General features: G+C 54.9%; 27 protein-coding genes and 1 pseudogene. 12 read left to right on the top strand and 16 right to left on the bottom strand.

Going from position 1 to position 24590, the window contains the following annotated elements:
* Positions 1 to 56: 56 nt before the first annotated feature.
* Positions 57 to 263 carry a DUF1107 domain-containing protein gene (locus M1D91_RS02270; protein WP_437434361.1) on the bottom strand — a complete coding sequence of 69 codons (207 nt, stop codon included), beginning with the start codon at positions 261 to 263 and terminating at the stop codon, positions 57 to 59.
* 338 nt (positions 264 to 601) lie between these two features.
* On the opposite strand from M1D91_RS02270, the gene M1D91_RS02265 reads away from it, so the two are divergent.
* On the top strand, positions 602 to 1159 hold the full coding sequence (locus M1D91_RS02265) for a YtfJ family protein (protein ID WP_437434360.1): 558 nt from the start codon (positions 602 to 604) through the stop codon (positions 1157 to 1159).
* On the opposite strand, the gene cysQ is transcribed toward M1D91_RS02265, so the two are convergent.
* Positions 1149 to 1895: a 3'(2'),5'-bisphosphate nucleotidase CysQ gene (gene cysQ / locus M1D91_RS02260; protein WP_437434359.1), complete on the bottom strand. Its 747-nt coding sequence runs from the start codon at positions 1893 to 1895 to the stop codon at positions 1149 to 1151. The two genes, M1D91_RS02265 and cysQ, sit on opposite strands and share 11 nt — an antisense overlap.
* Positions 1896 to 2097: 202 nt before the next feature.
* On the opposite strand from cysQ, the gene M1D91_RS02255 reads away from it, so the two are divergent.
* Positions 2098 to 4041, top strand: coding sequence for a bifunctional 2',3'-cyclic-nucleotide 2'-phosphodiesterase/3'-nucleotidase (locus M1D91_RS02255; protein WP_437434358.1), 1944 nt, complete (start codon positions 2098 to 2100; stop codon positions 4039 to 4041).
* A 572-nt stretch (positions 4042 to 4613) separates the two neighbouring features.
* On the opposite strand, the gene M1D91_RS02250 is transcribed toward M1D91_RS02255, so the two are convergent.
* On the bottom strand, positions 4614 to 5000 hold the full coding sequence (locus M1D91_RS02250; RefSeq protein WP_437434357.1) for a winged helix-turn-helix transcriptional regulator: 387 nt from the start codon (positions 4998 to 5000) through the stop codon (positions 4614 to 4616).
* 84 nt (positions 5001 to 5084) lie between these two features.
* On the opposite strand from M1D91_RS02250, the gene M1D91_RS02245 reads away from it, so the two are divergent.
* From M1D91_RS02245 to ytfE, 4 genes are all read left to right on the top strand, one after another.
* Entirely contained in the window at positions 5085 to 5933 is an 849-nt protein-coding gene (locus M1D91_RS02245; RefSeq protein ID WP_437434356.1) for an SDR family oxidoreductase, read from the top strand.
* An 81-nt stretch (positions 5934 to 6014) separates the two neighbouring features.
* A complete protein-coding gene (locus M1D91_RS02240; protein ID WP_437434355.1) occupies positions 6015 to 6839 on the top strand; it encodes an AraC family transcriptional regulator in 825 nt (274 codons plus the stop codon).
* A 75-nt stretch (positions 6840 to 6914) separates the two neighbouring features.
* The gene (locus M1D91_RS02235) at positions 6915 to 7871 is read left to right on the top strand and encodes a DMT family transporter (protein ID WP_437434354.1); all 957 of its coding nucleotides are present in this window, start codon (positions 6915 to 6917) and stop codon (positions 7869 to 7871) included.
* A gap of 132 nt (positions 7872 to 8003) precedes the next feature.
* Complete coding sequence (ytfE, locus tag M1D91_RS02230; protein ID WP_437434353.1) at positions 8004 to 8666, top strand: iron-sulfur cluster repair protein YtfE; 663 nt, start codon at positions 8004 to 8006, stop codon at positions 8664 to 8666.
* Between the two features lie 63 nt (positions 8667 to 8729).
* On the opposite strand, the gene cycA is transcribed toward ytfE, so the two are convergent.
* Both cycA and fklB read right to left on the bottom strand, forming a co-directional pair.
* Positions 8730 to 10142: a D-serine/D-alanine/glycine transporter gene (cycA, locus tag M1D91_RS02225; RefSeq protein WP_437434352.1), complete on the bottom strand. Its 1413-nt coding sequence runs from the start codon at positions 10140 to 10142 to the stop codon at positions 8730 to 8732.
* A gap of 297 nt (positions 10143 to 10439) precedes the next feature.
* On the bottom strand, positions 10440 to 11060 hold the full coding sequence (gene fklB, locus M1D91_RS02220) for an FKBP-type peptidyl-prolyl cis-trans isomerase (protein ID WP_437434351.1): 621 nt from the start codon (positions 11058 to 11060) through the stop codon (positions 10440 to 10442).
* A 233-nt stretch (positions 11061 to 11293) separates the two neighbouring features.
* Between fklB and M1D91_RS02215 the strand changes: the two genes are divergently transcribed.
* On the top strand, positions 11294 to 11947 hold the full coding sequence (locus M1D91_RS02215; RefSeq protein ID WP_437434350.1) for a LysM-like peptidoglycan-binding domain-containing protein: 654 nt from the start codon (positions 11294 to 11296) through the stop codon (positions 11945 to 11947).
* A gap of 47 nt (positions 11948 to 11994) precedes the next feature.
* On the opposite strand, the gene M1D91_RS02210 is transcribed toward M1D91_RS02215, so the two are convergent.
* The 6 genes from M1D91_RS02210 to M1D91_RS02185 form a co-directional block, all read right to left on the bottom strand.
* Positions 11995 to 12930 (bottom strand): DMT family transporter, encoded by a 936-nt coding sequence (locus tag M1D91_RS02210; RefSeq protein WP_437434349.1) that lies wholly within the window; start codon positions 12928 to 12930, stop codon positions 11995 to 11997.
* A 142-nt stretch (positions 12931 to 13072) separates the two neighbouring features.
* Positions 13073 to 13522 (bottom strand): 50S ribosomal protein L9, encoded by a 450-nt coding sequence (gene rplI / locus M1D91_RS02205; RefSeq protein ID WP_437434348.1) that lies wholly within the window; start codon positions 13520 to 13522, stop codon positions 13073 to 13075.
* 41 nt (positions 13523 to 13563) lie between these two features.
* A complete protein-coding gene (gene rpsR / locus M1D91_RS02200; protein ID WP_000135199.1) occupies positions 13564 to 13791 on the bottom strand; it encodes a 30S ribosomal protein S18 in 228 nt (75 codons plus the stop codon).
* 4 nt (positions 13792 to 13795) lie between these two features.
* Complete coding sequence (priB, locus tag M1D91_RS02195) at positions 13796 to 14110, bottom strand: primosomal replication protein N (protein WP_437434347.1); 315 nt, start codon at positions 14108 to 14110, stop codon at positions 13796 to 13798.
* Positions 14111 to 14116: 6 nt separating this feature from the next.
* Positions 14117 to 14512 (bottom strand): 30S ribosomal protein S6, encoded by a 396-nt coding sequence (rpsF, locus tag M1D91_RS02190; protein ID WP_006686337.1) that lies wholly within the window; start codon positions 14510 to 14512, stop codon positions 14117 to 14119.
* 70 nt (positions 14513 to 14582) lie between these two features.
* On the bottom strand, positions 14583 to 14789 hold the full coding sequence (locus M1D91_RS02185; RefSeq protein WP_437434346.1) for a hypothetical protein: 207 nt from the start codon (positions 14787 to 14789) through the stop codon (positions 14583 to 14585).
* Between the two features lie 66 nt (positions 14790 to 14855).
* On the opposite strand from M1D91_RS02185, the gene M1D91_RS02180 reads away from it, so the two are divergent.
* On the top strand, positions 14856 to 15128 hold the full coding sequence (locus M1D91_RS02180; protein WP_437434345.1) for a YdgH/BhsA/McbA family protein: 273 nt from the start codon (positions 14856 to 14858) through the stop codon (positions 15126 to 15128).
* Between the two features lie 234 nt (positions 15129 to 15362).
* Here M1D91_RS02180 and yjfP read toward each other — a convergent pair whose 3' ends face one another.
* Complete coding sequence (gene yjfP / locus M1D91_RS02175) at positions 15363 to 16112, bottom strand: esterase (protein WP_437434344.1); 750 nt, start codon at positions 16110 to 16112, stop codon at positions 15363 to 15365.
* Positions 16113 to 16298: 186 nt separating this feature from the next.
* Between yjfP and bsmA the strand changes: the two genes are divergently transcribed.
* From bsmA to M1D91_RS02160, 3 genes are all read left to right on the top strand, one after another.
* On the top strand, positions 16299 to 16628 hold the full coding sequence (bsmA, locus tag M1D91_RS02170; protein WP_437434343.1) for a biofilm peroxide resistance protein BsmA: 330 nt from the start codon (positions 16299 to 16301) through the stop codon (positions 16626 to 16628).
* Positions 16629 to 16760: 132 nt separating this feature from the next.
* Positions 16761 to 17036: a DUF1471 family protease activator YjfN gene (gene yjfN / locus M1D91_RS02165; protein ID WP_437434342.1), complete on the top strand. Its 276-nt coding sequence runs from the start codon at positions 16761 to 16763 to the stop codon at positions 17034 to 17036.
* A 171-nt stretch (positions 17037 to 17207) separates the two neighbouring features.
* Complete coding sequence (locus tag M1D91_RS02160; protein WP_437434341.1) at positions 17208 to 19142, top strand: methyl-accepting chemotaxis protein; 1935 nt, start codon at positions 17208 to 17210, stop codon at positions 19140 to 19142.
* Here the strand turns inward: M1D91_RS02160 and M1D91_RS02155 are convergent.
* The gene (locus M1D91_RS02155) at positions 19139 to 20758 is read right to left on the bottom strand and encodes an isovaleryl-CoA dehydrogenase (protein WP_437434340.1); all 1620 of its coding nucleotides are present in this window, start codon (positions 20756 to 20758) and stop codon (positions 19139 to 19141) included. The two genes, M1D91_RS02160 and M1D91_RS02155, sit on opposite strands and share 4 nt — an antisense overlap.
* A 161-nt stretch (positions 20759 to 20919) precedes the next feature.
* Between M1D91_RS02155 and M1D91_RS02150 the strand changes: the two genes are divergently transcribed.
* Positions 20920 to 22200, top strand: a complete 1281-nt coding sequence (locus M1D91_RS02150; protein WP_437434339.1) for an MFS transporter — start codon at positions 20920 to 20922, stop codon at positions 22198 to 22200.
* A gap of 598 nt (positions 22201 to 22798) precedes the next feature.
* On the opposite strand, the gene rlmB is transcribed toward M1D91_RS02150, so the two are convergent.
* From rlmB to M1D91_RS02135, 3 genes and pseudogenes are all read right to left on the bottom strand, one after another.
* Positions 22799 to 23533 (bottom strand): 23S rRNA (guanosine(2251)-2'-O)-methyltransferase RlmB, encoded by a 735-nt coding sequence (gene rlmB / locus M1D91_RS02145; RefSeq protein ID WP_437432073.1) that lies wholly within the window; start codon positions 23531 to 23533, stop codon positions 22799 to 22801.
* 100 nt (positions 23534 to 23633) lie between these two features.
* Positions 23634 to 23882, bottom strand: a complete 249-nt coding sequence (locus M1D91_RS02140) for a hypothetical protein (RefSeq protein WP_437432074.1) — start codon at positions 23880 to 23882, stop codon at positions 23634 to 23636.
* Positions 23875 to 24543 (bottom strand): annotated as a pseudogene (locus M1D91_RS02135) (D-cysteine desulfhydrase family protein); the annotation flags it as partial. The gene M1D91_RS02140 and the pseudogene M1D91_RS02135, both read right to left, overlap by 8 nt.
* Between the last annotated feature and the right edge of the window lie 47 nt (positions 24544 to 24590).

The following is a 24590-nucleotide window of genomic DNA, read 5'->3' as shown; positions in this document are numbered from 1 at the left end:
ACGGCTCCTTTTCGGAGCCGTTTCTTTGTACCGCGGTTACTGCATAGCATGGATTGTTAAGCCATCTCCGCCTGGAGACGCAAAACCTGACGATTGATCTCTGACATAACAGTAAGATGCTGTTTGTCCTTCACTTTCGGGATCAAAATTTTGCCTTTATCGAACTCGAAAGCGCCAACGTCCTTGATATACAACCGTCCACGGAACAGGATTTTCACGTACTTCGCCACCTGAAGTGGGTTGTAACGTTGGAAAATTTTCATTTTTGTATCTCCTGTTGAGTATTACGCCCTTGCGGAGCCACACTTGGCCCGACTGTGATGAGCGCAAATTTTGTTGCCCAGTGACTATAGTCCAGAACATTCAGGACACATAGTCTGTATAAGTTTATTTACCTTTTGATGACAGTTATTCAGAATTTTCTTTGCAGTCCTTTAGGCAAGGCAGTATAAGGCATCGTTTTTTCGCGGTTATGTGCGTTAACCCGCAAACTGGCATCCCGATTGCGGGAAATCCTTATTGATCGCACTTATGATTAAGAGGTTCATTAAGTGGTCGGATCACCTGCAGATAATCAGTGCAAAACAATAAAGGAAACACCATGACCCTACGCAACATCCTGGCAGCCACCTGCCTGCTAATGCCGCTTCTGGCGCATGCTCAAAATTTTGAGACGGGCCAGCGAGTACCACCTGTTGGCGTCGCTGACAGAGGAGAGTTAATTCTCGATAACAGTAAGTTTAGCTATAAAGCCTGGAATAGCGCGCAGCTTCCTGGCAAAGTGCGAGTGGTGCAACATATTGCGGGTCGAACATCGGCAAAAGAGAAAAATGCAGCCCTCATTGAAGCGATCAAGTCCGCCAGTTTGCCCCATGACCGCTACCAGACCACCACTATTATCAACACTGACGATGCGATTCCCGGCTCGGCCATGTTTGTGCGCAGCAGCATAGAGAGCAACAAAAAGCTCTACCCGTGGTCGCAGTTTGTGGTGGACAGCGATGGAATGGTGCGCAAAGCCTGGCAGCTTGAAGAAGAGAGTTCGGCGGTTGTGGTGCTGGATAAAGAAGGAAAAATCCAGTACGCCAAAGACGGCAGTCTGAGCCAGGCGGAGGTGCAGCAGGTTGTCGCCCTGCTGCAGAAATTACTCAGTAAATAGAAACGCGGAAGCCGGGGTTGAGGAAGGATTCACGCGGCGTGTAATCAAGGGTTTTGCCCTGCCAGTCGTGAACGTGCGCCCCGGCAGCCACCGCCACCGCGTGGCCTGCCGCCGTATCCCAGGAGTTAGTTGGCCCAAAACGGGGATATAACTGCGCCTGCCCTTCAGCGACCAGGCAGAACTTAAGCGAAGAGCCAATCGCGGTGGTCTGGTGCTCGCCGAGTTGGGTCAGATACTCCTGCAGCTCGCTGTCCGCAGCAGCATGAGAACGGCTGATAACCACCAGCGGCGGACGCGCGTCACGCACCTGAATCTGCTTGCGGACACCGTTCTCTTCTTTCCATGCCTTGCCGTCCGCTGCCGCATACATCACTTTCAGTACTGGCGCGTAAACCACGCCCAGGACAGGTTTACCCTGCTCAATCAGCGCGATGTTCACGGTAAACTCACCATTACGCTTGATGAACTCTTTGGTGCCGTCAAGCGGGTCCACCAGCCAGTAACGCTGCCAGTGCTGGCGCACTTCCCAGCCGGGCGGGTCTTCTTCTGACAGCACCGGAATGTCAGGCGTCAGCGCCTGTAAGCCACGGATGATCACGCCATGCGCAGCAATATCCGCAGCGGTCACCGGGGAGTCATCGGCCTTGCTGGTGACGTCCATCGGCTGATGACCGTCGTATACGTCCATGATGGCATCGCCCGCTTCCCGTGCGAGCTGACAAATCGCTTCTAACATCGTCCACCTCCTGTTTTTGGCAGTGGGGTTTTTACCCTAGATAATTCATTGGTTTACTTATATCGCATTCAGCCATTATCCGCCAGGTGTGATAGTTGTTGCATTTATGTGGCGAAAATCATGTCAGTATTCACAATTCTGTAAGCAACAAAATGTACATATCACTTTCTTTTGTGGCTCAGATCTAAAAAGGACACCTCTGATGATTAAGTTTAGCGCAACGCTCCTGGCAACGCTGATTGCCGCCAGCGTGCAGGCCGCAACAGTGGATTTACGCATTATGGAAACCACTGATTTGCATAGCAATATGATGGACTTTGATTACTACAAAGATTCTGCGACAGAAAAATTCGGCCTGGTGCGCACCGCCAGCCTGATTAATGCCGCCAGAAGTGAAGTCAAAAACAGCGTGCTGGTGGATAACGGCGACTTAATTCAGGGCAGTCCGCTGGGTGATTACATGGCGGCAAAGGGGCTGAAAAAGGGTGATATTCATCCGGTCTACAAGGCGCTGAATACGCTGGATTATGCGGTTGGTAACCTCGGTAACCACGAATTCAACTACGGTCTGGATTACCTGCACCGGGCGCTGGAAGGGGCGAAATTTCCCTACGTTAACGCCAACATTATTGATACCAAAACTAAAAAACCGCTCTTTACGCCTTACCTGATCAAAGAGACGAAGGTCATCGATAAAGACGGAAAACCGCAAACCCTGAAAATCGGTTATATCGGTTTTGTGCCACCGCAAATCATGGTCTGGGATAAAGCGAATCTGACGGGCAAAGTCACCGTCGACGACATCACCGAAACGGCAAAAAAATATGTGCCTGAAATGCGTGAAAAAGGGGCAGATCTGGTTGTCGTGGTGGCTCACTCCGGACTCTCCGCAGAGCCTTACCAGGCGATGGCGGAAAACTCCGTCTACTACTTAAGTGAAATTCCTGGCGTTGACACCATCCTGTTTGGCCACGCGCATGCGGTGTTCCCGTCAAAAGATTTCGCCGCCATTAAAGGCGCTGATATCGCGAAGGGCACGCTGAACGGTGTGCCATCAGTGATGCCGGGTATGTGGGGCGATCACCTGGGTGTTGTTGACCTGGTGCTGAATAACGATGGTGGAAAATGGCAGGTCATCTCCTCCAAAGCGGAAGCGCGCCCCATTTATGATGCCGCCGCCAAAAAGGCACTGGTGAAAGAAGACAGCAAGCTGGTGGACATTCTCAAGCACGATCACGATGCCACCCGCGAGTTTGTTGGCAAACCTATCGGCAAGTCCGCTGACAATATGTACAGCTACCTGTCACTGGTACAGGATGACCCGACCGTGCAGGTGGTTAACAACGCCCAAACGGCCTATGTGAAGCACTTTATTCAGGGCGATCCGGATCTGGCGAACCTGCCGGTGCTCTCTGCCGCCGCACCGTTTAAAGCGGGCGGGCGTAAAAACGATCCGGCCAGTTTTGTTGAGGTCGAAAAAGGGCAACTCACCTTCCGCAACGCCGCCGATCTTTATCTCTACCCTAATACCCTGGTGGTGGTGAAAGCGACCGGCAAAGAGGTTAAAGAGTGGCTGGAGTGTTCCGCGGGGCAGTTTAACCAGATAGATCCCAACAACAGCAAGCCCCAGTCGCTTATCAACTGGGAGACGTTCCGTACCTATAACTTCGATGTCATTGATGGGGTGAAATACCAGATTGATGTGTCGCAACCGGCCCGTTACGACGGTGAATGCCAGAGCGTCAATCCGCAGGCGGAGCGCATCAAAGATCTGACGTTCAACGGCAAACCTATTAATCCGAATCAGGTGTTCCTGGTCGCCACCAACAACTACCGTGCCTACGGCGGCAAGTTTGCGGGTACTGGCGACAGCCATATCGCCTTTGCCTCCCCGGATGAAAACCGTGCGGTGCTGGCAAAATGGATAAGCGACGAGTCAGCGCGGGCGGGAGAAATACACCCGGCGGCCGATAACAACTGGCGTCTGGCCCCGATTCATAGCTCCGTACCGCTGGATATTCGTTTCGAAACCTCACCGTCAGAAAAAGCCGCGGCCTTTATCAAAGAGAAAGCGCAGTACCCGATGAAGAAAGTGGGCGATGATGAGATTGGCTTTGCGCTGTATCAGATGGATTTGAGTCAGTAAGCCGTGAACAGCCCCTCCCCCGGAGGGAGAGGGATCCCCACCAAATAATACGAGCACGGACAGCCCCCTCTCCGCTTTGGGGAGAGGGTCGGGGTGAGGGGAAACATGCGGCTCTGAGGGTCATTCCGTTCATCTTATGTTCCTTGCTTTTCTGTCACGCCAGAACTCGTGAACGTGCCAGGGCGGTTCACCGCCACCGCCCTGGCGACCCGGGCTCCCGGCCACGAAAATCGCCGCTTCGCGGTTCACGACGCTTAATCCTTCAGGCTTATCGGGGACGGGCGGAGGAAACCTCCCTGTAAAGCCGCCCTCGCCGCGCATCCCTGCGCGTCGCCCCGGCCTTGCGGATACGCGTCGTCGATTTTCAGCCGGACCCTGTCATCGCGGTGACGGTTTTATTCTCATGACGCAGTGTTATCGCTGCAAAAGGTAATATCACCTGGGATTCCTCAGCCCTACAGGGGCAGAGGACCACTCGAGCGGTCTGAAATTTGCCTTTCTCCCTCTCCCTTGAGGGAGAGGGCCGGGGTGAGGGGGAACAGCGGTGCGCTCGTCATACCAAGCGCAACATCTCAGGCGGCGCGATCGTCTCGCGTCGCCAGAACCTGAGGCAAATTCAGCTCAATCCAGTCGGCTAAATCCGCCACTTTCTCGCTCACCTGCTCGCCTAACGGCGTCAGACTATATTCCACGTGCGGCGGTACCACCGGGTAGGAAATACGGTTGAGAAAACCGTCCTGCTCAAGCGCCTGTAATGACTGCGCCAGCATCTTCTCGCTGACTCCCCCCATCTTGCGGCGTAAATCGCTGAAACGGTGCGTGCCGTCACGTAAGGCCACCAGGATCAATACGCCCCAACGGCTGGTGACATGTTTAAGCACGTCCCGCGAGGGACACGACTCAGCAAAGAGATCCCCGTTGCGCAGCTGCTCGCTTAGCGTCGGATTGGTGTTTTTCATACTTACCTTTTTGTACGTACTTACTAAAAGTTAGTTAAGGTGATAGTGTGCCACAACACAAGCCAAACACGAAGGAGATTCATCATGATCGCCATTACCGGCGCTACCGGTCAGCTCGGTGCACTTACTGTTGAAGCCTTACTGGAAACCGTCCCTGCCAACGAGATAGTTGCCATTGTTCGTAACCCGGCGAAAGCCGAAGCCTTAACTCAAAAAGGGGTTGTTGTTCGTCAGGGTGATTACAACGACGCCGCCGCGCTGACCGCGGCCCTGACCGGGGTGGACAAGCTGCTGCTTATCTCCTCCAGCGAAGTGGGGCAGCGTACCTCTCAGCATCGTAATGTTATTAATGCAGCCAAAGCAGCGGGCGTGAAGTTCATTGCCTACACCAGCCTTCTGCATGCGGATAGCTCCCCGCTGGGCCTGGCCGTTGAGCATGTTGAAACCGAACATATGCTCGCTGAATCCGGTATCCCCTTTGCGCTGCTGCGTAATGGCTGGTACAGCGAAAACTACCTTGCCAGCGCGCCGGCAGCCCTGGCGCACGGCGTATTTATTGGAGCGGCAGGTGACGGTAAAATCGCCTCTGCCACCCGTGCGGATTACGCGGCGGCGGCGGCGCGTGTTATGCGTGAAGAGAATCATGCAGGTAAGGTCTATGAGCTGGCGGGCGATGATGCCTGGACGTTAAGCGAACTGGCCGCTGAACTGAGCAAACAGAGCGGGAAAAGCGTGGTGTATCAGAACCTGAGCGAAGCGGATTTTGCTGCTGCACTGAAAGACGTGGGCCTGCCAGAGGCTTTCGCGAACCTGCTTGCGGACTCTGATACCGGTGCCGCAAAAGGTGGCCTGTTTGATGACAGCCGTACCTTAAGCACGCTGACTGGACGCCCGACTACCCCGCTTGCCGAGAGCGTCAAAGGCATTCTGTAACAGTTACAAAATGGTTAATTTTTGTGGCATGCCGCCTGACCATCCTTAATAATGAGAGGATGGTCATGGCGGAGAGTGAGTGTGCAGGGCGTACCGGAACAGTTTGATGACGAGAGAGACAGCGCGCGTTTTCGCCACCTGGCCCAGGTGCCGGGCGTCGAACTTTACCACGCCCATATCTCCCGCTACGCCTTTGAGCCCCATACCCATGAAGCTTTTGGCATTGGCGCGATTGAAGCCGGTGCCGAACGCTTTCGCTACCGGGGCACCCAGTATGTTGCCCCTGCCAACTCCGTCGTTACCATGAACCCGGATGAACTTCATACCGGAGAAGCCGACGGCGCCGACGGCTGGCGTTACCGGATGGTTTATCTCGATCCGTCGTTACTGGAAGAGGTAACCGGTATTCGTCACTGGTGGTTCAGCGATGTGATGCGTCATGACCCGCTGCGCACCCAACAGATCTGCGGCTTGATTCATGGCCTCTGGCACACCGACGATCCGCTGGCGCAAAAAGGATTGCTGCTTGATCTCATCGACAGCTTTCGTCCGCTGGCGCGTCATGCCCCGGTTTACCAGGAGGCCGCCCACCGCTTCGGGCGCGTGCGCGAATTCCTGCATGACAACTACATGCGCCCTCTGACGCTGGATGAGCTGGCCCGGGTGGTGTCACTGAGTCCCTACCATTTCCAGCGCCAGTTTAAGGCCCATTATCATGTCACCCCGCACCAGATGCTGATGGCAATCCGTCTCTGGCGCGCCAAAAATTTCCTCACCCAGGGGATGCCCGCCGCCGAAGTGGCTGCGGCCACCGGCCTGACGGACCAGTCTCATCTCACCCGCGCCTTTACCCATCGCTATGGTATTACGCCAGTTCGCTATCAAAAGCAGGTGGCCCGGCGCTGATGCGCAATCTCATACAATATTCCGTTCCGTGCCCTTTCTACACTGACAGCGAAATTCGTCAATGTGGATGGAAGTATGATTAGTGGTGTGCTGTATGCCCTGCTTGCGGGGATGTTATGGGGGCTGATTTTCGTTGGTCCTTTACTTGTGCCGGACTACCCGGCGGTTCTGCAATCCACGGGACGTTACCTGGCATTAGGTCTGATTGCGCTGCCGCTCGCCTGGCTGGGCCGCCAGCGTCTGCGCCAGCTCACGCGTGCCGACTGGACAACGGCGCTTGCGCTGACCCTGATGGGCAACCTCATCTATTACGTCTGCCTTGCCAGCGCCATCCAGCGCACCGGGGCACCGGTTTCAACCATGATAATCGGCACCCTGCCGGTGGTGATTCCAGTCTGCGCTAATGTGCTCTACAGCCAGCGCGACGGCAGGCTCGCCTGGTCAAGTCTTGCCCCTGCTCTGCTCTGTATTGCGGCCGGATTGTTATGCGTCAACATTGCTGAGCTGCACGGCGGTCTGCCTGATTTTTCCTGGTGGCGCTATGGCTCCGGCATTGCCCTGGCGATGGTATCTGTGGGATGTTGGGCCTGGTACGCCCTGCGCAACGCCCGCTGGCTGCGGGAAAACCCGGACAAAAACCCGATGATGTGGGCCACAGCCCAGGCGCTGGTGACCCTCCCGGTCTCCCTTCTGGGCTATGCTGCCGCCTGCCTGTGGCTGAACCTTCAGCAACCCGACTTTGCTCAGCCCTTCGGCCCGCGCCCCGGGGTGTTTATCGGCCTGATGGTGGCGATTGCGGTGCTGTGCTCCTGGGTAGGCGCATTGTGCTGGAACGTTGCCAGTCAGCGTCTGCCGACGGTGATCCTCGGGCCATTAATTGTCTTTGAAACTCTGGCGGGCCTGCTTTACACCTTTCTGTTACGCCAGTCGGTGCCCGCCTGGCTCACGCTCTTCGGTATTGCGCTGCTGGTCACAGGCGTTGTCATGGCGGTCAGGGCGAAGCCAGTAAAAACCACTGTTGTCCCCCTCTGAACACACCGCCTGACGCTACCGCTCCTGGACGGGGGCGGTGAAATTCATTCCCTCTTGCCCGAAAGGGGTATATCATCGCTTTAAAGATGCATTTAAAATACAACTTATAATTTCGATGATGAGGTAACTGCTATGGCCTTCCGTGACCAACCCCTGGGTGAACTGGCGCTTTCCATTCCACGTGCGTCTGCGCTGTTCCGTAAATACGATATGGACTACTGCTGCGGCGGTAAGCAGACGCTTGCGCGCGCAGCAACGCGCAAAGAGCTGGACGTGGGCGTGATTGAAGCGGAGCTGGCAAAACTGGCAGAACAACCGGTGGAGCAGGACTGGCGCGCTACCGCACTCGACGAAATTATCGACCACATCATCGTGCGTTACCACGATCGCCATCGTGAGCAACTGCCGGAGCTGATTCTGCAGGCCACCAAAGTGGAGCGGGTACACGCAGACAAACCGAACGTCCCTAAAGGGCTGACAAAATATCTCACCATGCTGCACGACGAACTCTCCAGCCACATGATGAAAGAGGAGCGTATTCTGTTCCCTCTGATCAAACAGGGTATGGGAAGCCAGGCCGCCGGCCCCATCAGCGTGATGGAGAGTGAGCATGATGAAGCCGGGGAGCTACTGGAGGTGATCAAACACATCACCAATGGCGTGACGCCACCGCCGGAAGCGTGCACCACCTGGAAGGCGATGTATAACGGCATCAATGAATTGATTGACGATCTGATGGAGCACATCAGCCTGGAGAACAACGTCCTGTTTCCGCGTGCCCTCGCCGGGAATTAAAAAAGGCGCCCGAGAGCGCCCTGTGTCATGGAAGTCATTCAGAGCCGCCAAAGCGGCTCTTTTTTATTTCTGCAGGTTCTGCAGACGTTTCCTGCCAACAATCAGCCAGCCCAGGCCCAGCACCACAAACCATAACGGCGTGATGATCAGCGCTTCACGGGTATCCTGTTCCAGCGTCAACAGCGCAATAACAAAGACAAAGAACGCCATGCAGACCCAGCACATCAGTTTACCCAGCGGCATCTTGTAGATAGAGGTTTCATGCAGCTGTGGACGCTGTTTACGGTAGACGAGGTACGAGCAAAGAATAATCGTCCAGACAAACATAAACAGAATGGCCGAGACGGTAGTGATCATCGTGAATGCGGCAATCGCGCTTGGGTTCACGTACAGCATGACCACGCCACCGAGCAGGCAGATACAGGAGAAGGTCAACCCTTTCGCCGGTACCGCGCGTTTAGAGAGCTTCCCGAAGGCTTTCGGGGCCACCCCGTCCTGCGCCAGGCCGAACAGCATACGGCTGGTCGAGAAGACGCCGCTGTTCGCTGAAGAGGCGGCCGAGGTCAGCACCACAAAGTTAATGATGCTCGCCGCCGCAGGCAGGCCCACCAGCACAAACAGCTCAACGAACGGGCTCTTATCCGGCACCACGGAACTCCACGGCGTCACGGACATAATAACGATCAGCGCAAAGACGTAGAACATGATGATACGAATCGGGATGGAGTTAATCGCCCGCGGCAGGGATTTCTCCGGATCTTTGGTTTCCGCTGCCGTGGTGCCTACCAGTTCAATCCCTACAAAGGCGAAGACCGCAATCTGGAAGCCTGCAAAGAAACCGCTGATGCCTTTCGGGAACCAGCCGCCGTCATTCCACAGGTGTGACACCGAGGCTTCCACGCCTGTCGGCGAGGTAAAGTGGGTTAACACCATCACCAGACCGACAATAATCAGCGCCACGATAGCGACGATTTTGATCATCGCAAACCAAAACTCCATCTCGCCGAACATCTTCACCGTGGCAAGGTTAAGGCTCAGCAGGAGTACCACCACGGAGAGCGCAACGATCCAGTCAGAAAGGCCGGGGAACCAGAACTGGGCATAAGAGGTAATGGCCACCACGTCTGCCATGCCGGTGACAACCCAACAGAACCAGTAGGTCCAGCCAGTGAAGTACCCCGCCCAGGGGCCGAGCAGATCGGCAGCGAAATCGCTAAAAGATTTGTACACCAGATTCGACAGCAGCAGTTCACCCATTGCACGCATGACGAAAAACAGCATAAAACCAATGATCATATAGACAAATATGATCGACGGCCCGGCGAGGCTGATGGTTTTCCCGGACCCCATAAATAGCCCGGTGCCAATGGCACCGCCGATAGCAATAAGCTGAATATGCCGGTTTGTAAGATTGCGCCGTAGCGATTGTTCCGTCGACGCCTCTTCATCGGCGGCGACTTTTACCTGATCTACCATGTTTATTTCCTGTCTGTGTTGTTGAGGCTCTTCTGGCCTTTAAATACGTCATTCGCCCTATCGCGGACGCAACGATATTAGGTAAGAATCGGCGGGATGAATACTCTGAATTCAAGACGATGTTAAATATTTGTTTAAAGTGAGCAGCATATCACTCGTATTAGTCGACGAAGCTCACAAAAATACACCGCCTGTCCTGTATGGCAAGATAAAGTATCGAAATTAATTCATTTATTGAATGATTAGCGTAGCGTGCTCTTCCTCTCCCCCGTCGGGGAGAGGAAAGCACCGTGAAGATTACAGGATTTCCAGTAATTCCACTTCAAATACCAGGGTGCTGAATGGCGGGATAGAGGCGCCAGCGCCACGTTCGCCGTAAGCCAGGTTGTGAGGGATTGTCAGTTCCCATTTGGAACCGACCGGCATCAGAGTCAGAGCTTCAATCCAGCCGCCGATGACGCCATTAACCGGGAATTCAGCCGGTTCGCCACGGGCTACAGAGCTGTCGAACACCGTGCCGTCAATAAGTTTACCGGTGTAGTGTACGCGGACGCGGTCAGTACGTGCCGGAATAGCGCCTTCACCCTGAGTGAGAACACGGAACTGCAGGCCGGATTCGGTGCTGTTCACGCCCTCTTTTTCACGGTTTTCATCAAGGTACTTAACGCCGTCAGCCGCCATCTCTTCGAAGCGAGCACGGCGTACCGCGTCCGCACGTTCATGAATTTCACGCAGCGCACGGTGAACCACATCCACCGGAACAGCCGGTTGTTTGCCTGCAAGCGCATCGGCCAGACCGGCAACCAGTGCTTCCGGTAACAGCCCCTGTAAGCCGGATTCGCTCAGCTGCTGCCCTACCTGCAAACCAATGCCATAGCTGGCCTGCGCTTCAATCGTGTCAAACGTTGGGGTTGTCATGGGTCTTCCTTTCATCACTTTTTAAGGTAGCGCGCAGCATAGCAGCCACACTGCAACGGGTAAAACTTTGTCGCAGTAAAGATGACAAATCGCAGAGAAACAGAAAGAATAGAGCCGGTAAGATTTATCTCAATGTCATGTGAGGACGTATCACATTACGCAGTCGATCAGAGAGTTAGCCATCTATACTCAACATCACAGGATAATAAATGACGCGGAGCAGGAGGAAAGCCATGCCCGGGCGATTTGAACTGAAACCTACCCTGGCGAAAATCTGGCACGCCCCGGACCATTTTCGCATTATGGACCCGCTTCCGTCGTTGCACCGTAAGGGGCTGATTATCGCCTTTCTGCTGGTGGTGATTGGCATCCTGTTGCCCTCTGGGAATGATGCACCGCCTTCTGCTACCGCCTCGCGCGAGGCCCAGCTGGATATCCAGTCGCAATCACAACCCTCTTCGCCCACCCTGACGACTCCGCCCGCACAGACGCCATCGTCGGCACCGCTGGTCAATGCACCGCAGCAGAACGTCCCGCTTGAACCTGAACCTATCCAGGAAGAGCCTCAGGACGACGTACAGACCTCGCAACACAGCGCACTGCCTGCTGCAGAGGGTATTGAGCAGCAATGGCGGACGTATCGTGTTGAAAAGGGTAAAACGCTGGCACAGCTTTTTCGCGATCACAATCTGCCACCGACAGATGTTTATGCCATGGCCAAAGTGGAAGGTGACGGAAAGCCGCTCAGCAGCCTGCAAAGCGGTCAGATGGTTAAGATCCGCCAGAACGCTAACGGCGTGGTGACAGGCCTGACTATCGAAGGTGGTAATGCCCAGTCCGTGCTGTTTACCCGTCAACAGGATGGTAGCTTTATTCGCGCACGCTAACGATGCCTGATGAACCCGGTGGCTGTGCCGCCGGGTTCATCAGGGCGTTATCTGTTACTGGTGGCCTTATTCACCCACCAGATGCCTGAACAGACCAGTACCAGCGCCAGGGCATACTTCAGTTCAACGATGTTTTCGCCAAGGAAAATCGCAGAGAGCAGCGCGCCTGAGACCGGGATCAGGAAATTAAACGGCGCAATCATGCCGACGCGGTTGTACTTCAGCAGCACGCTCCATAAGGCGAACGCGACGGAGGAAAGCAGCGTCAGGTAGCCAAGAATCATTACCGATGAGAGGCCATGTACGGTGAGTGAACCCCCACTAACATAGCCACCGATCATCAGAACCAGGCCACCAAACGCCAGCTGGTATCCCGTCATGACCATCGGGTCCACCGTTTGAGAGATACGCTTACCATACAGCGTGGCGGCCGACAGGATAAACGCCGCCAGCACCACAAACCCATCCCCCATCAGACTGAAGCTGAAATCGAGTGAGCCACTACTCAGGTTGACGACCATCACGCCGCTAAAGCCCAGCACGCAGCCAAGGCTTTTGTTGAAACTGAGCTTGTCGTTCTGGTAGATGAAGTGCGCCAGTAGCACGCTGAAGAAGGTGCCTGTCGCATTCATGATCGACCCTTTTACCCCGGTGGTGAAGGCCAGACCGACGTAGAAAAAGACGTATTGCAGGGAGGTTTGCGTCACGCCAAGCAGGGCTACCTGACCAAACTGCCGGGTTGAGAGGCGACCGAGCGGCTTGCGCTGCGCCATCATGAATAGCAGCAGTAGGAGTCCGGCAAAGAAGAAGCGATAGCCCGCAAACACCACTTTGGACGGAATATCGTCCACCGCAATCTGGAAAATCTCATAACCGCTTTTTATCGCCGGGTAGGCGCTTCCCCAAAGTAGACAACAGAAGGCTGCACCCGCGTATGCCGCTTTTTTGCGCGCAAAGAGAGGAGCAGGGAGCACGGTTTCCATTTAATTCCCCATTTTAAAATTACGTTTTAAATTTGATTATCGCGAAATCGCTAAGGAATGGAAACAGAGAGGATGGTCGCCGGGCAGAAAAGCAAAACGCCGGCACAAGGCCGGCGTTTCTTACGCAACGTCAGAGGCTGAATTATTCAGCAACAACGTTAACGGTCAGTTTAGCAAACACTTCGCTGTGAACCTGGAAGTCCACTTCGTGCTCGCCAGTGGTACGCAGAACGCCGTTCGGCAGACGAACTTCGCTCTTGGCAACGTCAACGCCTGCTGCAGTTACAGCGTCAGCGATGTCGCGGGTACCGATGGAACCGAACAGTTTACCTTCGTCGCCAGCTTTAGACGCGATGGTTACGGTTTCCAGTGCGTTGATTTTCTCAGCGCGTGCATTAGCAGCGGCCAGAACGTCAGCCAGTTTGGCTTCCAGTTCAGCACGACGTGCTTCGAAAAACTCAACGTTTTTCTTAGTAGCAGGAACAGCTTTACCCTGTGGGACCAGGAAGTTACGAGCGTAGCCCGCTTTAACGTTTACCTGATCACCCAGGCTGCCCAGGTTTGCTACTTTATCAAGCAGAATAACTTGCATTACCTTATCCTCTTAAAGTCGTATAAATGGACTGTGCCCGATTACTGATGACGATCAGTGTACGGCAGCAGGGACAGGTAGCGAGCGCGTTTGATAGCGCGAGCCAGCTGACGCTGATATTTTGCACGAGTACCGGTGATACGGCTTGGGACAATCTTACCGCTTTCGGTGATGTAGTTTTTCAGCGTTGCGATATCTTTATAGTCGATCTCTTGAACGCCTTCCGCGGTGAAACGGCAGAACTTGCGACGACGGAAATAACGTGCCATATGGCTAGTCTCCAGAATCTATCAATTCAATCTGCTCGGCATGCAGAACCATTTTGCTCAGACCGTTCTTTGCCTTGTGGCAAGAGATAAACCCCTGAACGATTACTGCACTACCGACCGTTATACTGTGAGTAATGGCCTGGTTTTCGTGTCCGCTAACAATAACGGGCATTTGGCACCACGCCTGCCGGTGAAAGCCGGCTTCCTCCTGCACAGAACGATGCTCAAGCACGAACTGGCAATGAGGAATTCCTGATGGGCTGACCTTTCGAAGGGGCATCCTGCACACGGTGCCGGATAACGCCAGACGGTTGGTCATCAGAAATTACTCTTCAGAATCCCCAGCATCTGCATCATCTGCGGTTTCGTTTGCGAAATCATCGCGACGCTCACGGCGCTCGTCTTTCGCTTTAACCATCGGAGATGCTTCGGTAACAGCGTGCTTAGTACGCATTACCATGCTACGGATAACGGCATCGTTGAAGCGGAAGTTTGTTTCCAGCTCATCGATAACTTCCTGCGGTGCTTCAACGTTCAGCAGAACGTAGTGTGCTTTGTGCAGTTTGTTGATCGGGTAAGCCAGCTGACGGCGGCCCCAGTCTTCCAGACGATGGATCGTGCCTTCTGCTGCAGTGATTGCACCAGTGTAGCGTTCGATCATACCCGGAACCTGTTCGCTCTGGTCAGGATGGACCATAAAAACGATTTCGTAATGACGCATCGAATTGCTCCTTACGGATTATTCAGCCTCCTGTCTGGGTCAGCCGAGGCCCATGGAGGCAAGGAACGTGTTAAAGGTCGGCTGAAAAATGACGCGTCATAATACTTACCTCCCCCCTCAAACTCAAGCTGATTGCGCAAATAATTCGCACTAAGCGCAAAGCCGTATCACCCGCCAGCATTAAACTTAAGGCAAACCGCATCACGGCAAATTTTTGAACGACAGCATCAGAAATGGTCGCGATACGTTTTGGCGGGAAAGCGTAGACTTTACGCATAACGAAACACCAGGACGAACGCATGACCTGACGATGATAAAGTCAGTAGTTGTGGAGCGTAATACCATGAAAAACATCGCAATTTTAGTAACCATGCTGTTGATGAGCGCCAGCGCCACTGCGGCCATCAACATTAACGGTCAACAGGCCCGCAACATGGATGATGTCCAGAGTCTGGGCGTGGTCTACATCAACCATAACTTCGCGCAGGAAAATGATGCGGAAAAAGCGTTGAACAAAGAGGCCACCGCACGCGGGGCAAAATATTTTCACACCCTGATAATGCATGAGCCTGGCACTCATCATAGCCTGCATGCCAGCGCAGAAGTCTACCGTTGAGCGACGACGCTACGGTTTAAGCCTCCTTTAATGGAGGCTTTTTCTTGCCACCGCATCCGGCGCGAAGGGTTTCCCCACGGCTTCCTGCAGCGTGCGTTTTGCTGGCGCATCCTTCCCCTCCTGCCCAAAAGCGGTGAAAACAGCCTTTATGCCGGATAATCATCCGGCATAAAGGCTACTGCGACGATCCTCAGTGGGCCTGAGGATCTGAACGTAAAAGGAGTACGGATTTGCTCACAGGCTGCGTGTAAAAAACGCGACGGTGGCCTCAAGCGCGGTGGGGGTGATGCGGTGCCTGACACCCGGTTCCAGGAGAAAGGTGAGCTGGTTATCCCCCCCTTTTGCAGCCAGCGCCTGCTGGAGACGCACGGTTTCGGCAGCCGGAACGACATCGTCATCTTCGCCATGCCATAACAGGAGCGGTCGATTTCCCAACTGCGGTAAATGCGTTGTAGCATCCCATTGTGCCAGGGGCGCAATAATAGCGTCGAAATCCGTCTTCTGAGCGGGCTGAGTAACGTCAACCGGCGGAAAAAGCGTGCGTGAGAGCGTGGAGAAGTACCCTGACCCCATAAGGCATGCCACGCTGCGCACCTCAGGGTGGTGCGTCATGATGCCGAGCGCGGTCATTCCGCCCATCGATGCGCCCCCCACGGCCAGCCGATCACCTTCCACTACATCAGCCTGATAAAGCGCATCCCGTAGCGCGGGAAACTCCGTAAAATTGCTCTGTAAGATTTGCCAGAACTGTTGCAACCTGCCGTTTTCATCATGATTAAAGCGCGCGCCATGCAGGGGGGCGTCCGGCATAATTACCCGAAATCCGGCCTGCGCCAGCGCCACCGCAAAATAGCTGTAAACCAGCTTTGATGACAAAAACCCGTGGTAAAAAATAATCGTGGGCAGCGGCTGCGTCGCCTTTCCCGCCGGAAAAGCATGGAGCGTTTCGATACCTGCAAAATAGTCAACGTTAAGTTCAATCACTGTCGCCTCCGTGTTCTATAGTGCTGGTATGCCACCTTATAGCGGAAGGCGCAAGTCAGCCTTTTTTAATAAAGCGAAAACTTTGCGATACAGATTACGCTTTCACCGTCTTTTCATTCGAAAACAACGGTGGGGATAACAGATTGGGAACATTCCCCTGAGAGGGAATACCGGAGGAACTACACTATGGCAGTCAGGAAACATAAAAACATGATGCGCATGGTCAGTACACTTCTGCTGACGTTGATGCTGAGCAGTTGTAGCGTGCTGGAAGGTAAGCCGCAGCCGGCGCCCCCGGTCAGTGCGCATCCGCAGGAGATCAGTCGTAATCAGACGCCAGGCCTGCAGGAAATCGGTGCCGTGAGCGTCACGGTGTTAGGTTCACCGATGGATGTTGAAGAGGCCATAAAGGTAAAAGCGACCGAAGCCAGGGCGGATTATTACGTCATTTTAATGATGGATGACACGATTCTCCCGGGACGCTGGTACGCACGTGCCCTTCTGTACCGGCAGTAAAACGCGCGTTGTTTAAGGAAGATTTACACTGATTTTAACCCGTTTATGTTCGCCTGTGCACAATGGATTGTATGGATTCACTCGCGATGGAATGCCCTGTAATTCATCGGGGTAACGTGAAATGGAGCTGATATGAAACGATCTCTTGCCTTAACCTCACTGTTGCTTTCCGTGGGTATGATAACCACATCAGCGCAGTCCGCAGAGTTCGCGAGCGCTGACTGCGTCACCGGCCTGAATGAAATTGGCCTGATTTCTGTCAACAATGTTTCCGGTACGCCCCAGGATGTTGAGCGCGTCATCGCGTTAAAAGCTGATGAACAAGGGGCCTCCTGGTACCGAATTATTCAAATGCAGGAAGACCACCGGGTAGATAACTGGCGGGTTCAGGCCATTCTTTATGCCTGATGAGTGACGACGAAAAGCCACGTTTTAAGAGTGGCTTTTTTGTGCGCCGCTCTTTGTTAACAATGAGTTACCGTAAGGTTCTCTTTGTGTAATATTTAGTTACATTGACAAATTAAATGTTATCGAATTATTGCCGTTGAAGGTGCTGACATTTTTTTCAGCGGATTTTTTATGAGCACCTTTTTCAGTCGCATTGGACTCGGCACCAAACTTTCTCTTTTGACGGGCACCAGCGTCGCCGTGCTTTTTCTGATCTTTACCTTTCTGTTAAGCAATAAAGCCAGCCAACAACTGCAAACCCTGGCGCTGGAAGATCTCCATAATCAGTCCACGGGTGTTCAGGACATGGTGGAGATGTTTAACAGCAGCCTCAGCGAAGAGGTCGAAAGCTATACCCGTCTGTTCGTGAGCTTTCTGCCTCAACCTGTCACTATTGACTCTGCTCAACGCCGTGAAATTAATGGCATCAACGTTCCCTTACTGAAGGGCGGCGACAGTGAACTTCATGAAAATAACACCACGGTAGATGACTTCCTGACGCGCACAGGCGCTATCGCCACACTGTTTGTGCGTAGCGGCGATGATTTTGTTCGTGTCTCCACCTCATTACGTAAAGAAAACGGCGAACGAGCTATAGGAACGCGGCTGGACAAAGCCAGTCCGGCCTATGCGCCGGTGCTCAAAGGCGAGGTTTATCGTGGGCTGGCTCTCTTATTTGGCAAGCGCTACATCACGCAGTACCAGCCGGTGAAAGATGCCAGCGGCCATACGATTGCGATCTTGTTTGTCGGGGTGGATATCACGCATTCATGGGAGATCATGCGCAGTAAGATCCTTGGTCGTAGGCTCGGTGAAAGCGGCCATTTCTACGTACTGGACCGTAATAGCGGTAAAAATTACGGTAACTACCTCTTTCACCCCAGCGAAGAGGGAAAACGTCCGCAGTGGGAGGAGCGTGAGCTGAACAGGGTGCTGCAAGAGACGTCCGGTACGCTGGAGCAACAGAATGCGGAGGGGCACTCCCGCATGCTCTCCTGGATAACCGTCCCAGGCTGGAACTGGACGGTGGTGGGCGAAGTTGATAAAGCGGTACTGCTCCATGACGTCAACACCTTACGCAACCAGTTCCTGCTTGCCGGCCTGGTGCTCTCCCTGGCATTTGCCGCCCTGTTCGTCGTGATTGTTCGCCGCTGGCTGACTCGTCCACTGCGCGATGCCATCGGTCTGGCGAGCCGTTATGCGTCGGGCGATCTCCGGGCCACGCTTGCGGTTAACCGCCAGGACGAGGTCGGGCAACTTATTGATGCTATCAATGGCATCGGGAACGGGCTTCATGCCATCGTGCTTCAGGTCCGTGAATCAGCAAGCGAGATCCACCTTGGTACTAACCAGCTTGCCGCCGACAGCAGTGAGATCAGCGAACAAATCAACAAGCAGGCCAGCAGCGTTGAGGAGACATCAGCCAGCATGGAGCAGCTCGCCGCCACCGTGCAGCAGAACGCGGCCAATATGGAAGAAATGCAGTCCAGGGTAAATGAAACAACGCTGGCTGTACAAACAGGGGGAGCAACCGTTGGCGAAGCCGTTGCGACGATGGACGCGATTCGTATTGCCTCTCAACGCATTGCCGACATCACGAACGTGATTGAATCCATCTCCTTCCAGACCAACATCCTGGCGCTCAATGCGGCGGTGGAAGCCGCGCGTGCCGGTGAGCATGGTAAAGGGTTCGCCGTCGTCGCGCAGGAAGTGCGGGCGCTGGCCGCCCGTAGCGCCAATGCGGTTAAAGAGATTGATGAACTGACCAGTGATACGCTGAAAAAAGTCCGTGAGGGTCACACATTATCTGACAATACACGCCAGGCGATGGAATCCATCACCGCACATATGAATCATATTAATCAACTCGTTAATGAGATCAATAACGCCTCTCACGAACAATCGGCTGGCATTAATCAGGTTAATATCGCCATGACACACATTGGTGAGGCAACCCACATTAACGCCGGACGGGTTTCGCGCAGCGAGCAGACCGCTGGCACCCTGCGCGAAAAAGGGGCACATCTGACCGAGGTTGTTCGCCTGTTTAGCCTGAAAACCGACTAACCCGCACCGCCTGTAGCGCGAAGCAGCAGGTCATTTTTCACCTGCTCGCCGAGCGCTGAAGGGCCACGTATATCCAGCATCATTCTGCACCAGGCTTGTGCCCTGGGCGGGGGAGCATACTGCAACATTTGCGCCCCCGTTCCCAACAGATATAGCTGCTGAACTATCTCCCGCCCCTGGGCTTCCTGCGGTTTGCGTAACTGCTGTTGTAGCTGACGCCATGCCCGATCAAAGTGACGGTCCTGGCCCTTTACCGCCGCAAAACCGTCCTGCAGGAGTTCGAAAGCACCCTGTTGCTTACCGAGCACTCTCAGCACATCAAGACACATAATATTGCCGGAGCCCTCCCAGATGCTGTTGACCGGCGCTTCCCGGTACAGGCGTGGCAGCTCGTTCTCTTCGCAGTAGCCCACGCCGCCCAGCACTTCCATCGCCTCAGCAATAAAGGGCATCCCGGCTTTGCAGACGGCAAATTTTGCGACAGGGGTGAAAAGACGAGCCCACAGCGCTTCTGACGCCGTTGAGCGAGAATCCCAGGCGCGGGCCAGGCGGAATAAAAAGGCCGTCTGTCCTTCGAGTTGCAGCGCCATCCGGCTAAGGACTTCACGCATCATCGGCTGGTCAATGAGGTTTTTACCAAAGGCCTGCCGCTGATGAGCATGGTACAGAGCCACGGAAAACGCCCGGCGCATTAAACCGTGGCTACCGAGCGCACAGTCAAAGCGGGTCAGCCCGCCCATTTTAAGGATCTGGCGCACGCCATCCCCCTCCTCCCCTAACAGCCAGCCGCTGGCCTCGCAGAGCTCCGCTTCGCTGCTGGCATTAGAGCGGTTGCCCAACTTGTCTTTCAGACGTTCCAGGCGGACGCCGTTGCGCTGTCCGTCGGGCAGGAAGCGCGGGACGAAAAAGCAGGAAAGGCCGCCCTCAGCCTGCGCGAGAATCAGATGCGCATCGCTTTGTGGGACCGAGAAAAACCATTTATGTCCCACCAGCCGGTAGCTGTCACCACTGCGCTCTGCACGAGTGGTGTTACTGAGCACGTCCGAACCGCCCTGTTTTTCCGTCATCCCCATGCCGATCAGCAGACCACGCTTTTGGTCTCCTGGCGCAAGATGAGGGTCATAGCGATCGCTCAGTAACGGTTTCAACCAGTCGTGAAAAGCGGTGGGCAACGCCTGTTGCAGCAATGGGGTCGCGGCAAACGTCATGGTGACAGGGCATAACGATCCCGCCTCCACCTGAGCATGGAGCACAAACCGGGCGGCCCGGGCAACGAAGGAACCGCTGCGGGCCTCCTCTTCCCAGGCAAGATTGTGCACACGATTAGCGCAAAGCCCCTGCATCAGCAGGTGCCAGGCGGGGTGAAACCGCACGTCATCCAGCCGGGCGCCCGTCGGGTCATAGCGCAGCAGTTCAGGTGGGTTAACGTTGGCCAGCCTTCCGAGCTCCAGCGACTCCGCCGTCCCCAGTTGCTGTCCGATACTGGCTAGCAAATCGACATCCCAGGCGGCGCCCTCACGTATTACGGCATCGTGCAGTGCGCTATCGGACAGAAAAAGGTTGCTGTTATTCAGGGGGGCGGGTTGATTAAAAACGGTATGCGTTTGCCAGTGCATCACTTCTCCCTCCATCAATGGCATTCCTGTAAGTATGGTCAGATGAGCGGCGCTCCGCCCGCGATAGCGGTCACAAAACAGCAGGTATAGCTGCTTTCTGTTTGCGTTACGCGTACTTAGGGGTAAGGCTTACGTAGATGAAACCAGGAAAGGTGATATCCATGACTACCACTGATGCACAACGCAAAGCGCTGGTCGCAGGCGCTATTGGTAACTTTATCGAATGGTATGAGTTTGCGGTTTACGGGTTTCTTGCCACGGTGATTGCAAAGAACTTCTTCACTCTCGCAGGCGAATCGGCGATCACCAGTCTTATCCTGACCTACGCTGCTTTTGCCGTCGCCTTCTTCTTTCGCCCACTCGGGGCGGTGGTGTTTGGGCGCATGGGCGACCGGATAGGCCGTAAACCGACGCTTATCATCGTGCTGGTGTCGATGACGCTCGCGACAGCGGCCATTGGCCTGGTACCGGTTTATGCCAGTATTGGCGTTGCTGCACCTCTTATCATTACGGGTCTGCGTATTTTGCAGGGATTATTTGCGGGCGGAGAATATGGCGGTGCGGTATCACTGATGACCGAATTTGCGCCGCGAGGTAAACGTGGATTATACGGCGCATGGCAGTCGCTGACCGTTGCCCTTGGTCTGCTGGCGGGCGCTGGCGTAGTGGCGCTGCTCTCAGTACTGCTCAGTCCGGAAGCCCTCCACGACTGGGGCTGGCGTATTCCGTTCTTCATCGCCCTGCCGATGGGTGCCGTTGCGCTCTGGCTACGCGTTCATATGGAAGAAACGCCCAGCTTTGTTCGTCAACAAACGCAGGTCGCGCCTCCGCAGGCAGCCAGTTTCACCAGTACGTTGAAAGCCATCATCACCGGAATTGGCCGGCTGATGGTCTGGTCAGCGGCAGGCTATACCTACCTGGTCATTATGCCGACCTACCTGCAGTCGGCGCTGCACACAGGCTTTAACCAGGCGCTGCTAATCGCGGTGATTTCCAATGTCGGGTTCGCCGTGACGATTATCCCCTCCGGCATGCTCAGTGACCGGATAGGTCGACGCACCGTGATGGTCACCGCCGCAATCCTGCTGCTGGTACTGGCGTTGCCGTTACTGAAAATTCTGCAGGCAGAATCCAGCACGCTGCTCATCAAAGCGCTGGTGGTGTTTATCGCAGGTGGACTGGTGGGGATGCTGGCAGGGCCAGGGCCTGCCATGCTTGCCGAGATGTTCCCGACCCGCGTTCGTTATACGGGGCTGGGGCTGGCCTATTCGCTGTCGAATGCGATTTTTTCAGGCTGTGCGGGGCTTATCATCACCGGGCTGATTAAGCAGACGGGGAATCTGGATATTCCGGCGTATTACGTGATGGCAACGGCGGTAGTAAGTGTGATTGCGCTGATGACCCTCAGGAAGGACGACCATCAGCGCTCACTGGAGGAGTAGTGCGGCCTGATACGAGCACAATCGGTCCCCTCTCCCTTGAGGGAGAGGGATCCCCAGAAAAAAATGCGAGCACGATCGGTCCCCTCGCCCCTTTGGGGAGAGGGTCAGGGTTAGGGGAAACATGCGGCTCTTGTGGTCATTCCGTTCACCTTATGTTCCTTGCTTTTCTGTCACGCCAGAACCCGTGAACGTGCCAGGGTGGTTCACCGCCACCACCCTGGCGACCCGGGCTCCCGGCAAGGAAAATCGCCGCTTCGCGGTCCATGATGCTTATGTCGCCTGCCTATCGGGTCGGGGACCAGCCTACGTCCTTGTAGGCTATCCCCTCCGCCCGCTTCCCTGCGGGCGGCCCCGGTCAGCCGTCAACGCCTCATCGATTTTCAGCCGGACCCTGTCATCGCGGTGACGGCTTTATTCTCATTGCGCCGTGATATCGCTGCAAAACGTCATATTACAGGGGATTCTTCAGCCCACGGGGAGAGGGATCCTCACAAAATAATATGAGCACGGAAAGTCCCCTCGCCCCTTTGGGGAGAGGGTTAGGGTGAGGGGTGTGGGTACAAACACTAAAAAGGCAACTTACGTTGCCTTTTGCTGTTTATTTCGTGCGCTGACGAACGGCTTCGAACAGGCAGATACCGGTGGCGACAGACACGTTCAGCGATGACACGCTGCCCGCCATCGGGATGCTGATCAGCTCATCGCAATGCTCACGCGTCAGACGACGCATCCCCTCACCTTCAGCTCCCATGACCAGCGCCATCGGGCCGGTCATTTTGCTCTGGAACAGGGTGTGGTCTGCTTCACCTGCGGTGCCAACGATCCAGATGTTCTCTTCCTGCAACAGACGCATGGTGCGCGCCAGGTTGGTCACACGGATCAACGGGACATTTTCCGCCGCGCCACAGGCCACTTTTTTGGCGGTCGCATTCAGCTGTGCCGACTTATCTTTCGGTACGATGATGGCGTGAACGCCAGCGGCATCGGCGCTACGCAGGCAGGCACCGAGGTTATGGGGATCGGTGACGCCATCGAGGATCAGGAAGAAAGGCTGTTCGAGGCTGGCGATCAGATCCGGCAGATCGTTTTCCTGATACTGACGACCCGGCTTCACGCGTGCGATGATACCCTGATGCACCGCGCCTTCGCTTTTCTCGTCCAGATACTGACGGTTAGCGACCTGAATCACGACACCCTGCGCTTCCAGCGCATGGATCAGGGGCAGCAGGCGTTTATCCTCGCGGCCTTTCAGAATAAACACTTCCTGAAAACGCTCGGGAGCGCGTTCCAGCAGGGCCTGCACCGCATGGATGCCGTAAATCATTTCACTCATTAAGGGTACTCATTTGAGGCGATATCGCCGGATTGAAAGGGTTCAGATAGTCACATCGCCCATTATAACCGACAACGCCTGCAAATCGACTCCTGAACGTTCAACCATTCACCCCTGCACGCCAGTCATCGTGCGTGACCGGGTATTCAGGCAGCCTCGCGCTCAGTAAATAACGGGTATAGTCATGCGCTGGCCGGGTGAAGATCCGCTCACTCTCTCCCTGCTCCACCAGGCGACCGTGCTGCATCACCCCAACATGGTCAGCAATGTGGCGCACCACGTTTAAATCATGGGAGATAAACAAATACGCCAGCCCATACTCACGCTGGAGCGGCATCAGCAGGGGCACGAACGCTTACCCCCAACACCGGCACCTGACTGTTGGTGGCGGTAAATCCGGCGACCAGCCCGGCTTGTGTGCCGGTGCTGCCGGTGGCGTGCACCACATGATCAATACACAAACGTAACTGCGAAGACTGGTAGAGAAGCTCCTCGGCACAGGCTACGTAGCCCAGTGCACCAATCGGGTTAGATCCCCCGCCGGGGATAACGTAGGGGTTATGCCCTTGCTCACGTAGCGTGGCGGCATACTCCTCCATCGCCTGCTGCATATCGGTGCCGCCCGGCAGATGCGCGACAATGTCGCCCCCCAGCAAATCATCCAGCAGCACGTTGCCGGAGCGCTGATAATCTTCACCAAAGTCAGTGACCCGTTTTTCCAGCAGCACTTTCGCCGCAAGGCCGAGTTTTGCCGCTCCGGCAATGGTCTGGCGCACGTGGTTCGATTGCGTCGCCCCCTGGGTAATGATCACATCGGCTTATTTCTCCAGCGAATCGGCCAGCAGAAATTCCAGTTTGCGGGTTTTATTTCCGCCGCTGGCAAGCCCCGTTGCATCATCACGCTTAATCCATATTTTCGGACCACCGCGTAAAGTGGAGAGATTATCCAGAAGTTCTAAAGGTGTAGGAAAATGGCCGAGTGACAGTCGGGGAAAACGCGCCAGATGCATGATGACGCCTTGCTAAATAAGCGAATAGCTGATGCAAGTCACTATAC

It is taken from the genome of Enterobacter sp. SA197, assembly GCF_054131575.1.
The sequence above is the reverse complement of the archived record's forward strand: the minus strand, read 5'-3'. Positions and strand labels throughout refer to the sequence as shown.

Excerpts from the sequence above, each read along its gene's own strand:
- M1D91_RS02245 (WP_437434356.1), top strand. The coding sequence starts at position 5,085 with ATGATCGCCATTACCGGCGCTACCGGTCAGCTCGGTGCACTTACTGTT.
- M1D91_RS02160 (WP_437434341.1), top strand. The coding sequence starts at position 17,208 with ATGAGCACCTTTTTCAGTCGCATTGGACTCGGCACCAAACTTTCTCTT.
- rlmB (WP_437432073.1), bottom strand. The coding sequence starts at position 23,533 with ATGAGTGAAATGATTTACGGCATCCATGCGGTGCAGGCCCTGCTGGAA.
- cycA (WP_437434352.1), bottom strand. The coding sequence starts at position 10,142 with ATGGTAGATCAGGTAAAAGTCGCCGCCGATGAAGAGGCGTCGACGGAA.
- M1D91_RS02180 (WP_437434345.1), top strand. The coding sequence starts at position 14,856 with ATGAAAAACATCGCAATTTTAGTAACCATGCTGTTGATGAGCGCCAGC.
- M1D91_RS02155 (WP_437434340.1), bottom strand. The coding sequence starts at position 20,758 with ATGCACTGGCAAACGCATACCGTTTTTAATCAACCCGCCCCCCTGAAT.
- M1D91_RS02270 (WP_437434361.1), bottom strand. The coding sequence starts at position 263 with ATGAAAATTTTCCAACGTTACAACCCACTTCAGGTGGCGAAGTACGTG.
- fklB (WP_437434351.1), bottom strand. The coding sequence starts at position 11,060 with ATGACAACCCCAACGTTTGACACGATTGAAGCGCAGGCCAGCTATGGC.
- M1D91_RS02185 (WP_437434346.1), bottom strand. The coding sequence starts at position 14,789 with ATGCGTAAAGTCTACGCTTTCCCGCCAAAACGTATCGCGACCATTTCT.
- cysQ (WP_437434359.1), bottom strand. The coding sequence starts at position 1,895 with ATGTTAGAAGCGATTTGTCAGCTCGCACGGGAAGCGGGCGATGCCATC.
- priB (WP_437434347.1), bottom strand. The coding sequence starts at position 14,110 with ATGACCAACCGTCTGGCGTTATCCGGCACCGTGTGCAGGATGCCCCTT.
- M1D91_RS02210 (WP_437434349.1), bottom strand. The coding sequence starts at position 12,930 with ATGGAAACCGTGCTCCCTGCTCCTCTCTTTGCGCGCAAAAAAGCGGCA.
- M1D91_RS02255 (WP_437434358.1), top strand. The coding sequence starts at position 2,098 with ATGATTAAGTTTAGCGCAACGCTCCTGGCAACGCTGATTGCCGCCAGC.
- M1D91_RS02150 (WP_437434339.1), top strand. The coding sequence starts at position 20,920 with ATGACTACCACTGATGCACAACGCAAAGCGCTGGTCGCAGGCGCTATT.
- yjfN (WP_437434342.1), top strand. The coding sequence starts at position 16,761 with ATGAAACGATCTCTTGCCTTAACCTCACTGTTGCTTTCCGTGGGTATG.
- M1D91_RS02265 (WP_437434360.1), top strand. The coding sequence starts at position 602 with ATGACCCTACGCAACATCCTGGCAGCCACCTGCCTGCTAATGCCGCTT.
- M1D91_RS02215 (WP_437434350.1), top strand. The coding sequence starts at position 11,294 with ATGCCCGGGCGATTTGAACTGAAACCTACCCTGGCGAAAATCTGGCAC.
- ytfE (WP_437434353.1), top strand. The coding sequence starts at position 8,004 with ATGGCCTTCCGTGACCAACCCCTGGGTGAACTGGCGCTTTCCATTCCA.
- rpsR (WP_000135199.1), bottom strand. The coding sequence starts at position 13,791 with ATGGCACGTTATTTCCGTCGTCGCAAGTTCTGCCGTTTCACCGCGGAA.
- bsmA (WP_437434343.1), top strand. The coding sequence starts at position 16,299 with ATGGCAGTCAGGAAACATAAAAACATGATGCGCATGGTCAGTACACTT.
- M1D91_RS02235 (WP_437434354.1), top strand. The coding sequence starts at position 6,915 with ATGATTAGTGGTGTGCTGTATGCCCTGCTTGCGGGGATGTTATGGGGG.
- M1D91_RS02250 (WP_437434357.1), bottom strand. The coding sequence starts at position 5,000 with ATGAAAAACACCAATCCGACGCTAAGCGAGCAGCTGCGCAACGGGGAT.
- rplI (WP_437434348.1), bottom strand. The coding sequence starts at position 13,522 with ATGCAAGTTATTCTGCTTGATAAAGTAGCAAACCTGGGCAGCCTGGGT.
- rpsF (WP_006686337.1), bottom strand. The coding sequence starts at position 14,512 with ATGCGTCATTACGAAATCGTTTTTATGGTCCATCCTGACCAGAGCGAA.